The following is a 13,775-nucleotide window of genomic DNA, read 5'->3' as shown; positions in this document are numbered from 1 at the left end:
TTAAAATCGTACACCAGGAGCTGGCCCCTTGAACTTCAAAGTATGCGGACTGACCGACGTCGGCATGAAACGCACCAAGAACGAAGACAACTACGGGATCGACAAGAAACTGGGGTTGTTTCTGGTGGCCGATGGCATGGGTGGCCATGCCGCAGGTGAAGTGGCCAGTAAAATGGCAATCGACCTGATCACCGATTATATCCGCCGGACCATGACCACCGACGAACCCTACCTTACCGGGTACAACTCCCGATACAGCCGTGCCGGGAACCGTTTGAACTCGGCGATCATACTCGCCAACCAGGTGATCTCCGACACTGCCACCAGCCGCGAGGAATGGCAGGGAATGGGCACCACCATCGTCGCGGCCTGGCGGTCCGATCCCGAATCCCCGCGCGTGACAATCGCCCACGTCGGAGACAGCCGCGCCTACCTGCTCCGGTCAGGGAATCTCCAGCAGATCACCACCGATCATTCCCTGGTTGAAGAACAGATTCGAGACGGTCTGATCACCGCCGATGAGGCCAAGCGATCGAGAATCAGGAACATGATCACCAGGGCGCTCGGCTACCGGACCAGAGTCGAGGTGGATATCAATGAATTCGAACTGGAATCCGGGGATAAACTGCTGATCTGCTCGGACGGCCTGAACGGCATGTTGGGTGACGAGGATATTCTTGATATCCTGCAGACCAACAGCAACCTGGAAGAGACCTGCAGGCAGCTGATCCACGAAGCGAACCAGATGGGCGGCCGCGACAACATCACCACCGTTCTGGCCAGCTTTCTGTAAGGGAAAACCTGACCGGTCTATACGCGGTACAGCCCTTTTTTCTCGATATAGTCCGCAACTCCCGGCGGGACAAGACCCCGCACCGCCCCGCCCTCACCAACTGTCTTCCGGATTCTGGTCGAAGAAATGTCCACAGGTTCCATCGCCAGGGCATGAAACGCCCCCGCGCGAACTCTATTCCTGCCAGGGCTGCCGGCAGTCCCCGGTGGGTCGGGGTCAAACAGGGAAACGGTCTTTTTCATCAGCTCCAGCGGAAAATCGGGCCTGTCGATCACCACCAGATCACACAACTCCGGCAGGAGCCGATAATTTTTCCAGGTCGCGATCTCGGCGAAGGCATCCATGCCGATCAGGAAAAAGATTTTTTCCGCTTCCCCGAGGACAGAACGCAGCTCTCGCAAGGTATCAACGGAAAAGGAAGGGCCGCTTCTCTTTTCCTCCATGGTGGATAGGACAAAACCGGGCCGATCCTGCAGGGCCAGTTCCAGCATGGCCGCCCGATGGACAAAGGGGGTGATTTTCAGATCAGGTTTGTGGGGAGGCCTTGCCGCAGGGATGAACAGCACCCGGTTGAGCTGAAGCGAGGCAAAAGCATGTTCCGCCACCGCAAGATGCCCGAGGTGGACCGGGTCGAAGGTCCCGCCCAGTACCCCTGTCCTTCCGCCGCGCTCTGACTCTGCTGCTGAAATCAAGCGACCCTCCACTGATGAACGGGATTGGAGATGATGGTGCCGGATCGGAAAGCTCTATTCTCGGACCTGACCTTCCCCATACACAATAAATTTACGGGAGGTCAGTTCCTTCAGACCCATCGGACCATAGGCATGAAGCTTGGTGGTGCTGATCCCGATTTCACTGCCGAGGCCGAACTGACCGCCGTCGCTGAATCGTGACGAGGCATTGACCATCACCGCCGAGGCGTCGACTTCCCGCAGGAACCTCTGGGAATTGGCGTAATCATTGGTGATGATGACCTCCGTATGCTGGGAGCCGTATCTGACGATATGCTCCATCGCCCCGTCGATATCGTCAACAACTTTCACCGCCAGAATGAGATCAAGGAATTCCATCCCCCAGTCGCTCTTTTCCGCCGCTTTACAATCGCCAAGAATCCGGCAGGTTTCCGGACAGCCCCGCAGCTCGACCCCACTTTTTCGCAGCTCTGCGGCGACCGCCGGCAGAAATGATCCGGCAATCCGCCGATGGACCAGCAGGGTCTCAAGCGCATTGCAGACGCCTGGTCTCTGCACCTTGCCGTTCATGATAATATTGATCGCCATCCGCTGCTCGGCCGACTGATCAACAAAGGCATGGCAGACCCCTTTGTAATGCTTCAGAACCGGGATTCTTGAATTCTCGGCGACAAATCGGATCAGCCCCTCCCCGCCCCGGGGAATGATCAGATCGATATATTCCTCAAGCTGCAGAAGAGTATTGATCGCTTCCCGGTCGGTCACCGGCACAACCTGAAGCGCATCACCGTTGATCCCTTCCCCGGCCAGACACTCCCGCAGAACCGTGGCCAGGGCCAGATTTGAATGAATTGCTTCCGAGCCGCCCCGGAGAAAAACACTGTTCCCCGCTTTGAGGCATAAGGAGGCGGCATCCACCGTCACATTCGGCCGCGACTCGTAAATCATCCCCACCACGCCCAGAGGAATCCGCATTCTTCCTACCATGATCCCGTTCGGACGTTTGATCATCTCACTGATCTCACCCACCGGATCGGGAAGCGCTGCAACTTCACGCAAACCGCCGATCATCGAATTCATGACCTTTGGTGAGAGTTCAAGACGGTCGAGCATGGCCGCGCTCAACCCCTTCTCCCGGCCGGCGGCAAGATCCTTCTCGTTTTCGGCACGGATATATTCCGCCTTTTGCTGCAAAGAATCCGCCATTCTGATCAGCAATCGATTCTTCGCTGCGGTTGAAAGAGAGGCCATCTGCCTTGAAGCCTTTCTGGCCCGGGCAGCCATATCCCTGATCTGTTCCTGAATGTTCATCACCTTCTCCTGATCACTTGGTGTCTGCTCTATTTCCCGCCCTCACCTTCAGAGGACAACCAGATTGTCACGGTGGATAACCTCCTCACCATCGATAAAGCCAAGCAGCTCTTCGATCCGGGAAGTCTTTTGACCTTTAATTGTTTCAATGGCCGAGGCCGGGTAACTGACCAGACCGGAAGCAATCAGCCGGCCTGATTCATCGAGACAATTCACCGGCGCCCCGACCCCGAAACGCCCCCGGACCTCCTTAATGCCGATCGGGAGCAAACTCCTGCCGCCGCTGATCACGGCCCTGCACGCCCCCTCGTCAAGCACCAGCTCACCCTGTGCTTTGAGAGTGTAGGCAATCCAGTGTTTACGTCTCTGCAGTTTTTCCACGTTGGGCAGAAAAAAAGTACCCACCGGCTCCCCGGCAAAAAGCTGGTCAATAATATCAGATTGCCGGCCGGGGCCGATAAAGGAGGCCCCGCCGCTGGCCGCAACCATTCGCGCGGCGTTGATCTTGCTGGTCATGCCGCCGGTGCCGAGAGCGCTTTTCACATTGCCGGCCATCTCTTCAACCGCCCGAGTCACCTTGGCAACCGTACATACCTTCTCGGCAAGGCTGTCACTCGCTGGATTGGCGGTATACAAGCCGGCGACATCGGTCAGGCAGATGAAAAGTTCCGCCTCAATCAGGTTTGATATCATCCCACCGAGGGTATCGTTATCTCCGAATCGCAGCTCTTCCACCGAAACGGTGTCATTTTCATTAATAATCGGAATCAACCCCCATTCCAAGAGCGTCAGAATGGTATTCCGGACATTCAGATACCGATTACGGCTGGAAAGGTCATCCCTGGTCAGGAGTACCTGGGCAACCTTCTGGGAATAGCGGTCAAAAATATCTTCATATCCGCGCATCAGGCTGCTCTGCCCCGCAGCTGCGACTGCCTGTTTTTCCTTGATGCTGATGTTTTTCCTGGTCAGTCCGAGCTTGCGGCGACCGGCGGCAACCGCTCCGGAACTGACTAGAATGACCTCCAGCCCTTTTTTGCGGAGGGTGGTCAGCTGACGGGCGAGATGGTCCATCACTTCGGTAGCAAGTCCGGACTCACTGGTCAGGATCGCGCTTCCCACCTTGACCACAACCCTGCGAGCCCTGTCCAGACATGCCTTACGTGATTTCATTCCTTCATCAAAGGGCATTTGAAAAGTCATTTTTTCCCCTTAAGAAACTGCCAGAAAGTATTGCCGGGCGACACAGAAAAAAATTGTGCACCTGATGACCTGTTGATTCGCGCAGCGGTTTGTAAACAGCGATGGGTTAGACAACACTGGCGCCGGCTGCCCAGTTGGAGGAGGAACTTAACAACAGGCCGGATCAATCAAGAAGTTCCGCAAGGCGCTTTTTCAGGTTTTCCAGCCCCTTTCCGGTCAGTGCAGAGGCAGTGAGAACTTCACGCCCCTCTCCGGCAATCCGTTCCTGTAATTCTACCACTTCATTTTCAGCAGACAACAGGTCTGTTTTGTTCAACAACACAAGATGTTTGCGCCCGACAAGCTCTTCACTGTACTGTTCGAGTTCATTTTCCAGGGTGGCCAGGTCTGCACCCGGGTCCGCACTTGAAGCATCGATAACGTAAAAGAGAATCCTTGTCCTTTCAATATGTTTCAGGAATTTGTGACCAAGTCCGACTCCCTCATGGGCGCCTTCGACCAGCCCCGGAATATCTGCCATGACGCAGGGTGAATGGTCGGTGAAATTCACGACTCCCAACTGGGGTTCAAGGGTTGTAAACGGATAAGGGGCCACTTTGGGATTTGCCGCTGAAAGTCTTGACAGGAGTGTGGATTTTCCGGCATTCGGCAAACCGATCAGACCAACATCGGCAAGGAGTTTCAACTCAATCCGATACCAGCGCTCATCCCCCGGCTGGCCCTTACTGGCCTGCCGCGGTGCCCTGTTCTGGGCCGAAGCGAAATGAACATTGCCCTTGCCGCCGGCGCCGCCGGTTGCGGCAATGAACTGATCGCCGTTGTGCAACAGATCAGCCAGGATTTCTCCTGAATCAATGTCTTTGATGAGGGATCCGACAGGAACATAAATGGTACTGTTCTCGCCCTTGTGACCGTGACGACCACTTCCCTGACCATGGGTGCCGCTATCTGCTTTGAAATGGGATCGATACTTGAAATCAAGAAGAGAGGTCAGCCGGGATGAAGCCTCGATGAAAACCGAACCTCCCCTGCCGCCGTCGCCGCCGTCAGGTCCGCCTCGGGGAACGAACTTTTCGCGCCGGAAACTCACACAACCATTGCCGCCGTCACCCGCTTTTACGTAAAACTTGGCCTCATCAATAAAAGCCATAAGAGCACCAGCGATCAGTTATAAATCCCGGACAGGGCATTACCAGGCGGTACACCGCTGTCCGGAGTTGTTGTCAGGCTGTTTCTGCCGGATAGACACTGACCCGCTTGCGGCTACGTCCGAAGTCTTCGTATTTGACCACGCCGTCAACCATGGCGAACAGTGTGTAATCCCTGCCGAGACCGACATTGGTGCCGGGATGGATCACCGTGCCCAGCTGACGAACCAGAATGTTGCCGGCCCGAACTGTCTGACCGCCGAATATTTTCACTCCGCGCCTTTGCGCGTTGCTGTCGCGACCGTTCTTGGAACTGCCGCCTGCCTTTTTATGGGCCATATCTTTACCTCTAATTAATCAGGCTGAATTTTTAATCAGGCTTCAATTCCTTCAATACGCAGAGCGGTATACTGCTGACGGTGCCCATTTCTGACCTTGTAGCCCTTCCGTTTCTTCTTCTTGAAGACAAGCACTTTTTTGGCCTTGCCCTGCTCGACAATCACCGCAGAGACCCTGGCGCCGTCGACCACCGGCTGACCGATCTTGACATTGTCTCCATCGGTTACCAGCAGCACATCTTCAATCTGAACCTTATCACCGACGTTACCGGTCAGTTTCTCCACCCTGAGCTGATCTCCCTGGGCAACCTGATACTGTTTACCACCGGTACGAATAATAGCGTACATAACATCCTCCAACAAAAAATGGTCTTGAAATCCTATACTTGACGGTCTTGCACCGTTTCCATCAGCAACTGTTCAAACGTCGGCCGCCGGAAATCACCGGCCAGTCGATGTGAAACAGAGATTAATAACAGAATGCGCCGGTTTGTCAACTATTAAAGCATCGAATTCTATCGGTTTCAAAGAAAGCGCGATGTTTGGTGAACAACCCTATCCATTTTCAATTCTTCATCCCGGAATTATCATTTTCTGTCTTCACTGCGCCTGCCCGTTCGGCTTCCGACAAACAGGCGGCTGAGCAACGGCCGGTATTCTGAAAACCCCGGGATATGATCTCCACCAGACTGCTTCCAGGCCCTGCCGGCGAGTTTCTTCAAGGGGGCTCTGATCTCTGCAAGAAGCGGCAGGGGGGGGACCACCGGCAGGTATTGTTCTATAGGCAGAGGAGGCGTTACCGCCATCTTCTTTTCAAGTTCGGTTACCAGCCCGATCTCCATTCCGCCGTCCATCCCTCTGCAACGTTCACGATTCCCCAGGGAATGAAGAAACCCCAAGATGGTTCCGAGGTCATTCTGCCGATAGAACTGCCTGATTTCGTCAGCAATAAGGGTGCGCATCTCCATCAGCTCGGCAAACTTATGCCGGTACATCTCCGAATGCGCTGTCAGACGTTCATAGCAATCCATCAGCAGATTGAAAAAACCTGCCTTTCTTGAAAACCCTCTGAACCGCACGCCTTCAAATACCCGCCGGTTCACGAGCTCTGAGCCATGCAGCGCCGGCGCATAAAAATACTCACTGTCCAGACCGACGATCTCCAGAAAATCCATAATCAGAACATCATCGGCGAGCATTGTATATATCCGCAACAGATCAAAGACGATCCTCTTTTCGAGAATAAAGGAATACTGCCGCACCTTCTCTTCAAGACTCTGCTTGTCATCCTCGATGAGCTTGCGGAAACCGAAATAACGGTCCGCGATCTCCTTTTTAATCTCGTAGGCGAGGATCTGATCAATATTCGGCTGCAAATCCTTAACCCCTCCGAGTAAGCAACAACGTGATACGAAATTCAGATTTATTCCACTGGAACCGACAAGCCCACACAGGCGAGCCTTGAAAGAGGCCATGAAAATAAAGCGTTCCCAACTCTTAACTCTTAACTCTTAACTCTTAACTCTTAACTCTTAACTAAAAAAACCTACCCCTTCTCCCAGACGATCTCATACTTTTCAATGTGTTGCGCCTGGTCCGGCACCACCGTAATCCGTTTTCCGGTCTGGTCTTCAATCTCATGGATGGTCGTAGACTCTTCCTGGAGCATCATCGTTGCAACTTGCGGGTTGACGCGCACTTCAACATTTTCCCCGCTCATCTTGACGGCGTTGACGGTGATGTTCCGCAGCACTTCGTAGCAGATGGTCCGTCTGGATTTCAGGATCCCGTCACCCTGACAGTAATGACAGGGCTCACAGAGAACCCTGGAAAGATCTTCAGAACTGCGCTTTCTGGTCATCTGAACCAGACCGAACTCCGAAACCTTGAGAATATTAACCCTGCTCCGGTCTTTTTTCACCGCTTCCTTGAGGGCGCGAAAGAGTTCTTCCCGATGTGCCTCCTCCTCCATATCGATGAAGTCGATGATGATGATCCCGCCGATGTTGCGGAGACGAAGCTGATAGGCGATCTCCTTCAGGGCCTCGATGTTGGTTTTGAAGATCGTTTCCTCAAGATCGTTCTTGCCGACGAATCTGCCGGTATTGACATCGACAACCGTCAGCGCCTCGGTGGTATCGATGATGATATAGCCTCCGCACCGCAGCCAGATCTTCTTGTCGAGGGCCCGGTTGATGTCCATTTCGATGCCGTAGCTGTCGAAAATTGGCGCTTTCTCCTGATAGAGGTTGATCCGGTCCATGAGATGCGGGGCAAAGGTTTCGACAAATTTCACGATCCTCCGGTGAACCTGCCAGTCATCGACGATCAGCCGATCAACCTCCGGGGAAAAAATATCTCGCACGGTCCGCAGGGTGATATCAAGGTCCTCATAGACCAGTCCCGGCACGGGAGACCTGGTTGCGCTGTCCCGGACTTCATCCCAGAGATGGAGGAGAAATTCCATATCCGCCTCAATCTCCTCCCGCGAGGCCTCCTCACCGACGGTCCGGACAATGAAGCCGGTTCCGGCCGGACGCAACTCCTCAATAATATCTTTCAGGTGCTGCCTGGTCTCTTCATCTTCGATTTTCCGGGAAATACCGATATGGTCGGTCATCGGCATGAAGACCACATTTCTGCAGGGAAGAGTGATATTGCAGGTCAGCCTGGCCCCCTTGGTTCCGATGGGATCCTTGCAGATCTGGACCAGGATCTCCTGCCCCTCGGTCAGCAGGTCTTCAATATGCAGACCCGCCTCACCGGCAAGCTCCGGAAGAAGCTCATGGCCGTTTCCCCCGCAGCAGCCTCCGACCTCATCTTCTTCACAGGGGAGAACCCGGCCGTCACCGTTTCGCTGGGCGGTCACGTCGTCCACATAGAGAAAGCCGGTCCGTTCAAGCCCGATATCGACAAATGCCGCCTGCATTCCGGGCAGAACCCGCTTGACCCTTCCCTTGTAAATATTGCTGACCAGCCCTTTTTCGGCCGGCCGTTCCAGGTAAAACTCCACCAGATTGCCGTATTCAACAAGGGCAATCCTGATCTCGAACGAGGTGGCATTTACGATCAGATCCGTGGCCATGAACATCCCCCTCTACCGCAGAAAAATAAAGCTTAAGTTGAGCAGCTCGCCTGCTCATACGAAACTTATACCCAAAGGGTGCAAAAATTGAAAAATCTGACCCGGTCGTCAACACGAACGGATATTGATATTCGTTGCAACAGCTGCCAAACACCCTCAATCATCAGCAATCGCGCTGACTTTGACCACTTTGGCTCGAGTGGTTTCGGCTGGATCAAGGGCGAAGAGCTCTTCCATTATTTCCATGGGTTTCAGGGTCGCCTTACTCGTTTCAGTCAGCATGACAAGCTCAATCCGACCATCGTCCAGAAGAGTGAGCCCCTTCAGCAGAGGTGCTGCATCAACAACCCTTTCCCGGCCTTTGCGCAGAACCCTGATCTCGATTTTTTCCCGGCTCTTTATGGAATCAATCAGGTCTCCGCTTATCCGGCGGCTCGGTAGAATATGATAGCAGGTTACTATCCGCTGCTCAACTTTTCCTGAATGCGGAGCAAGAGACGTGGCGAAAAACCCTTCCGGCAATTGTCTGTTCAGGTCGGCCAGCACCATCGCTTCATCCAGGAGAGGTTCGGCAAGTTCAATCTGCAGATACTCAGCGAAACTTTCAGTGCCGAGAGGCAAAGCCGGGCTGAAAGCGATCTTCGGTGATGGATTGAAACCCTGGGAGAAGTTCAGCGGCAGTTTCACCCGCTGCAGCACCCGGTAAAACATCTGGATGAGCTCAAGATGGCCGAAAAATCTGGCCGGCCCCGTCCGACTGTATTGAATCCGGTAAACGAATCGTCCTCCGGCAGCTACTGCAGCACCCTTCCTCGCTTCACCCTGGGTTGCCGGTTGGAGAGCTAAGGCTTTGGCGACAATCGGTTTCACCTTTTTAAAATCACAGAGTCCACACTTCTGACAGCCGTGTACCCGACAGTCGGGAGTGTACTCACCCGCCACCGCTTTCTTCAACTCTTCTTCCAGAAACTCCCGATCCACTCCACAGTCAAGATGGTCCCACGGCAAAGGGGCCTCCGGGGGAATTTCCTGCAGATAACGATCCGGATCAACCCCGCATGCGGCAGCCGCCGCAAGCCAGGTTTCAAGGTGAAAATGATCGGTCCAGGCGTCAAGGCGTGCGCCTAGCTGCCACGCTTTTTCGATGACGGCAGAGAGTTTCCGGTCTCCTCTGGACATGATGCCTTCAACATAGCTCTGCCGGGGATCATGCCACTTGAGCTGAAACCCTCTGCCCCGGGGCAGAATTCTCTTCAGGGTGTCAATCCGCGCAAAACCCTCTTCGACGCTCAGCTGTCTGACCCGCTGGAACGGAGTGTGAGGTTTCGGGACAAAGGTTGCCACACTGACATTTATTTTCCGCCCCCCGCCGCCTGATGTCGAGAGGGCCTTCTGGACCAGTTGCGGGATCGCAGAGAGATCCTCATCCGTTTCGGTGGGCAGACCGAACATGAAATAAAATTTCAGAAGCTTCCAGCCAAGGCCGAACGCCGCCCGGCTCGCCTCCAGAAGATCCTGTTCAGTGATTCCCTTGTTGATCACCTGCCGCAAGCGATCGGTTCCGGCTTCCGGGGCAAGGGTAAAGCCGGTCTTCCTGACCCGCCGGATCTGCTCCATCATCTCAGGGATCAAAGTCCCGACCCGCATCGATGGCATGGAAACCGACACCTTGCGGTCGCTCATCCGGTCCATGATCCGGACCAGAAGATCGGCGATACAGGAATAATCGCCGGTACTGAGGGACAGCAAGGCGACCTCATCAAAACCGGAAGCATTGATCCCCTGCTCGGCCAGCTGGAGAATCTTTTCCGGACTTCTTTCCCTGACCGGCCGGTAGATAATCCCGGCCTGGCAGAAGCGGCATCCCCTGGTGCAGCCCCGGGCAATCTCGACCCCGAGCCGGTCATGCACGATTCTGGTGTGGGGAACCAGCGGGGGAAAGGACGGCGTCCCTTCAAGATCGGCAAGCACCCGCCGCCTGACCGGAGCGGTCTCAGCCGAAGGAGACATCCCGGAAAACCGCCCCGCCGCATCATAGAGCGGCACATAGCGCGAGGGAACATACACACCATTGATCCCGGCCAGCAGCTCAAGAACCTCCTCCCGGGAAAGGCCCTTTCTTTTCCCTGCCAGCACCGCTTCGGATATCTCGAAAACCGCCTCCTCCCCATCGCCAAGAAGAATGGCATCGAAGAAATCCGCAACCGGTTCGGGATGAAACCCGCAGGGACCGCCGCCGATGACCAGCGGTTGGCCCTCAATCCGGTCCCGGCTCCTGAATGGCAATCCGGCCAAAGAAAGGATAGTCAGGATATTGGTGTAGCAGAGTTCATACGGCAGAGTGATCCCCAGCAGATCAAACTCCGAAAGCGGGATGTGGGACTCCAGGGAGAAGAGTTTGCGGCCCTGGCTCCTCAGGAGATCTTCAAGATCGCGGGCCGGGGCGTAGGCCCGTTCGGCGAGCATGTCGGGCCGGGAGTTGATGAGATGATAAAGTATCTGCACCCCCTGATGGGACATGCCGATCTCATACAGATCCGGAAAAAGCAGGGCCCAGCGGAGGGAGACCTTGCTCCAGTCCTTGGCCGTCCGGTTGAACTCATTGCCGGTGTAACGATTCGGTCTGGAAACAAACGGCAGGATCGAATCAAGATCTACAGGGGTAGGGAGTGAGTTGCGGTCGCGGCTTTCGTTCACTTCGTTCATTGGATCGCCACTCTCCTGAAACCGGCGGGGATCTCGAGCTTGAAATCAGTTTCTGCAAACGGGGTTTCCCCCTTCCAGTCACTCAACCTCAGAACCAGCCTGCCTCGCTGCTCCTCACCGGTGATCGTTATGGTTCCGGGCAGACCGCACTTTCCAGGCTGGTGGTCCCGATATTCGACCTGCATTGCTATTCCACCGATACTGTCCAGGAGAACATGGTCGAGAATGATTTTTCGCTCCGGATCAAAAAGTATCCGGCTCCTTCTACCTTTTTGCTTATCCAGCAGTTCCACCCATCGCCCCCTGTCCAGAACATCTCCTCCCGCGTCAACAACATTTACTTCTCCGGGGCCCAACCTGCCGATAAACCAGTAAAAGCCATCAACCGGGTCAAAACCGGGCGGGGTAAATCTGGAGAATGCCTTCGCGGCGACATCACCCTCATAAAATTTCTGTTCGGAAAAAGAGAGATACTGGAAACGCTTGCCATCAGAAACCAGCGCAAGAAGCGGCTGACCGAATGGATTGGTTCCTACAAACTTGAGATAGGCAGGGGTCATGGCCTGCAGATACCCGTCAAAGGCGCCGGAAAAGAATGTTGCCTCCAGAGAGACGTTCACATCGGCGTCAACCCATGGGCTGCAAGCCTTCTGGGAGGTGGCCGTCTCTCTGAACGAATCCCTGACCACGGCTTCCATGTGGCCGGGAAGCTCTACCATCTGCGTATTCACCGCGCAACCCGTGATCAGAAAGAGAAGACAGAGACAAAGAATTCTGAAAATGGTCACTTGCGGGCGTCCTCTATCTTTTTCCGGACCTTTTCCTTCTTGTCACCGTCGCTGTGCAGGGAGAGAGCCTTCTCCCAGGCCTTGAGAGCCTTGCCGGCCTTGCCGGCCCGGTAATAGACATCACCCAGGTGCTCGTTGATGGTCGGATCGTCGGGTTCGATCTCGAGGGCTTTCTCAATCTCGCTCACCGCCTCATCCAGCCTGCCCATTCTGAACAAGACCCAGCCAAGGCTGTCCTTGATGAAACCGTCATCCGGCTTCTGTTTCACGGCCCTCGTCAGGTACTCCAGAGATTTGTCGAGATTTTTTCCCTGCTCGGCCCAGGTGTAACCGATATAATTCAGGGCGTACGGATCATCCTCCTTGAGGGCGAGAACTTTCTCCATATACTCCAGCGCCTTGTCGGTCTGCCCCCGGCCGTCAAGATAGAGCCCATACTCAAAAAAGAGATCGGGATCATCCGGATAGAGACGCATGACCACCTGAAAGGTTTTTTCCGCTTCGGCATAATTCTTCTGCTGCCGGTAAAGAGAGGCCATGCTCACATAAAAGCTTTTATAACGCCCTTTTTCATCCGCCACCCGCTCCTTCAAAAGAGCAATGGCTGCGTCATACTTTTTCTCCCGGGCCAGGACCTTGGCCAGGAACAGGGTGGTTTCTTCATAATTGTCGGCCTCGGCTTCAATGTCGGTGAGGTTCTCGATGGCCTTTTCAGTGTCACCCTTTTCATGATAGGCGAGGGCGATCAGGGTTCTCGCCTCGTAGAACTGGGGATCGGCCTCAAGGGCTTCCTGAAGCAGATCAATGGCTTCGTCATAACGTTTCCGGTCGATCAGGAGTCTGCCGATGTTCAGATCAATTTTGAGCACATCGGTTGCGAAAGGACGCAATGCCTTAAGTTCGGCAATCGCCTCTTCAATCTTGTCCATTTTCAGGAGCAGGGAGATCAGCTGACTGCGGACCCTTTCGTTGCCTTCGTCGTCAGCAATTACCCGGCGGTAGATCGCGGCGGCATCTTTATCAAGCCCATCCTTTTCAAGAAAATATGCCGCCTCGATGGCAAGATACGGCGACCAGTTGAGTTCAAGGGCCTTGTCAAAGGCCTTCCGGGCCTTGTCATACTCTTTCATTTCCATGTAGATCTTGGCCAGATAATGAAAGCCGATGAATGATTCGGGATTGACCTTGACCAGGTTCTCAAGGACCTCTCTGGCCTCACCGAATTTGCCCTGCCTGGAATAGAGAGACCCCATCATCAGCATGGTGTTGAAATCTTTCGGGTCCCTGGCCAGCACTTCGCGGTAAGTGCTTTCCGCCTTGTCAAAACGCTCCATATTGATATAGAGATTGGCCAGGAGCGTATATGACGAGACATCATCGGGGTCTTCGGCGATCATCCTGCTCATCCAGGCGGCGGCTTCACGCTTCTTGTCCATGTTGATCAATAGCACGGCAAGACGCTTCATGATATGGGTCGCATGCATGTCGCACACCAGCGCTTTTTCGTACGCCTCTCTTGCTTCCTCGAACTTTTCCTCCAGTTCGGCGGTCCGCCCCCACATGAAATAAAAATAGGAACAATCCTGGTCGACGGTTTCGACGGAAGGATCAAGCCCCTCGGTCAGGGTGACCGACCGGGAAACATTCGCCCCGGAACAGGCCGAACAGAGCAGGGACAGCACCATGATGTACAGCAGATTTTTCTTCATAC

At 54.5% G+C, this 13,775-nt stretch carries 12 protein-coding genes; 1 reads left to right on the top strand and 11 read right to left on the bottom strand.

What is annotated here, in order from left to right; genetic code table 11:
* Positions 1–28 precede the first annotated feature (28 nt).
* On the top strand, positions 29–793 hold the full coding sequence (locus KKG35_04465; GenBank protein ID MBU1737372.1) for a Stp1/IreP family PP2C-type Ser/Thr phosphatase: 765 nt from the start codon (positions 29–31) through the stop codon (positions 791–793).
* Positions 794–810: 17 nt separating this feature from the next.
* Here the strand turns inward: KKG35_04465 and nadD are convergent, their stop codons facing one another.
* From nadD to KKG35_04410, 11 genes are all read right to left on the bottom strand, one after another.
* Positions 811–1,482, bottom strand: a complete 672-nt coding sequence (gene nadD / locus KKG35_04460; protein ID MBU1737371.1) for a nicotinate-nucleotide adenylyltransferase — start codon at positions 1,480–1,482, stop codon at positions 811–813.
* A gap of 57 nt (positions 1,483–1,539) precedes the next feature.
* Positions 1,540–2,796: a glutamate-5-semialdehyde dehydrogenase gene (locus tag KKG35_04455; protein ID MBU1737370.1), complete on the bottom strand. Its 1,257-nt coding sequence runs from the start codon at positions 2,794–2,796 to the stop codon at positions 1,540–1,542.
* 48 nt (positions 2,797–2,844) lie between these two features.
* Positions 2,845–3,999, bottom strand: a complete 1,155-nt coding sequence (proB, locus tag KKG35_04450; protein MBU1737369.1) for a glutamate 5-kinase — start codon at positions 3,997–3,999, stop codon at positions 2,845–2,847.
* 163 nt (positions 4,000–4,162) lie between these two features.
* Complete coding sequence (gene obgE, locus KKG35_04445; GenBank protein ID MBU1737368.1) at positions 4,163–5,149, bottom strand: GTPase ObgE; 987 nt, start codon at positions 5,147–5,149, stop codon at positions 4,163–4,165.
* 73 nt (positions 5,150–5,222) lie between these two features.
* Entirely contained in the window at positions 5,223–5,486 is a 264-nt protein-coding gene (gene rpmA, locus KKG35_04440; protein ID MBU1737367.1) for a 50S ribosomal protein L27, read from the bottom strand.
* Between the two features lie 35 nt (positions 5,487–5,521).
* Complete coding sequence (rplU, locus tag KKG35_04435; protein ID MBU1737366.1) at positions 5,522–5,833, bottom strand: 50S ribosomal protein L21; 312 nt, start codon at positions 5,831–5,833, stop codon at positions 5,522–5,524.
* A 239-nt stretch (positions 5,834–6,072) separates the two neighbouring features.
* A complete protein-coding gene (locus KKG35_04430) occupies positions 6,073–6,861 on the bottom strand; it encodes a hypothetical protein (GenBank protein ID MBU1737365.1) in 789 nt (262 codons plus the stop codon).
* A 170-nt stretch (positions 6,862–7,031) separates the two neighbouring features.
* Complete coding sequence (locus tag KKG35_04425; GenBank protein MBU1737364.1) at positions 7,032–8,570, bottom strand: Rne/Rng family ribonuclease; 1,539 nt, start codon at positions 8,568–8,570, stop codon at positions 7,032–7,034.
* 156 nt (positions 8,571–8,726) lie between these two features.
* Positions 8,727–11,276: a TIGR03960 family B12-binding radical SAM protein gene (locus tag KKG35_04420; GenBank protein MBU1737363.1), complete on the bottom strand. Its 2,550-nt coding sequence runs from the start codon at positions 11,274–11,276 to the stop codon at positions 8,727–8,729.
* Positions 11,273–12,064 (bottom strand): DUF4292 domain-containing protein, encoded by a 792-nt coding sequence (locus KKG35_04415; protein MBU1737362.1) that lies wholly within the window; start codon positions 12,062–12,064, stop codon positions 11,273–11,275. Before KKG35_04415 ends, KKG35_04420 begins: the two co-directional genes overlap by 4 nt.
* Positions 12,061–13,773 (bottom strand): tetratricopeptide repeat protein, encoded by a 1,713-nt coding sequence (locus tag KKG35_04410; protein ID MBU1737361.1) that lies wholly within the window; start codon positions 13,771–13,773, stop codon positions 12,061–12,063. The genes KKG35_04415 and KKG35_04410 overlap by 4 nt, the downstream gene beginning before the upstream one ends.
* Between the last annotated feature and the right edge of the window lie 2 nt (positions 13,774–13,775).

It is taken from the genome of Pseudomonadota bacterium, from assembly GCA_018823285.1.
Taxonomy (GTDB): domain Bacteria; phylum Desulfobacterota; class Desulfobulbia; order Desulfobulbales; family JAGXFP01; genus JAHJIQ01.
Note: the sequence above shows the minus strand (reverse complement) of the source record. Positions and strands in the feature narration are given on the sequence as shown.

Coding starts and splice junctions, on each gene's coding strand:
- KKG35_04455 (MBU1737370.1), bottom strand. CDS start 2,796: ATGAACATTCAGGAACAGATCAGGGATATGGCTGCCCGGGCCAGAAAG.
- proB (MBU1737369.1), bottom strand. CDS start 3,999: ATGACTTTTCAAATGCCCTTTGATGAAGGAATGAAATCACGTAAGGCA.
- obgE (MBU1737368.1), bottom strand. CDS start 5,149: ATGGCTTTTATTGATGAGGCCAAGTTTTACGTAAAAGCGGGTGACGGC.
- rpmA (MBU1737367.1), bottom strand. CDS start 5,486: ATGGCCCATAAAAAGGCAGGCGGCAGTTCCAAGAACGGTCGCGACAGC.
- rplU (MBU1737366.1), bottom strand. CDS start 5,833: ATGTACGCTATTATTCGTACCGGTGGTAAACAGTATCAGGTTGCCCAG.
- KKG35_04425 (MBU1737364.1), bottom strand. CDS start 8,570: ATGGCCACGGATCTGATCGTAAATGCCACCTCGTTCGAGATCAGGATT.
- KKG35_04420 (MBU1737363.1), bottom strand. CDS start 11,276: ATGAACGAAGTGAACGAAAGCCGCGACCGCAACTCACTCCCTACCCCT.
- KKG35_04410 (MBU1737361.1), bottom strand. CDS start 13,773: ATGAAGAAAAATCTGCTGTACATCATGGTGCTGTCCCTGCTCTGTTCG.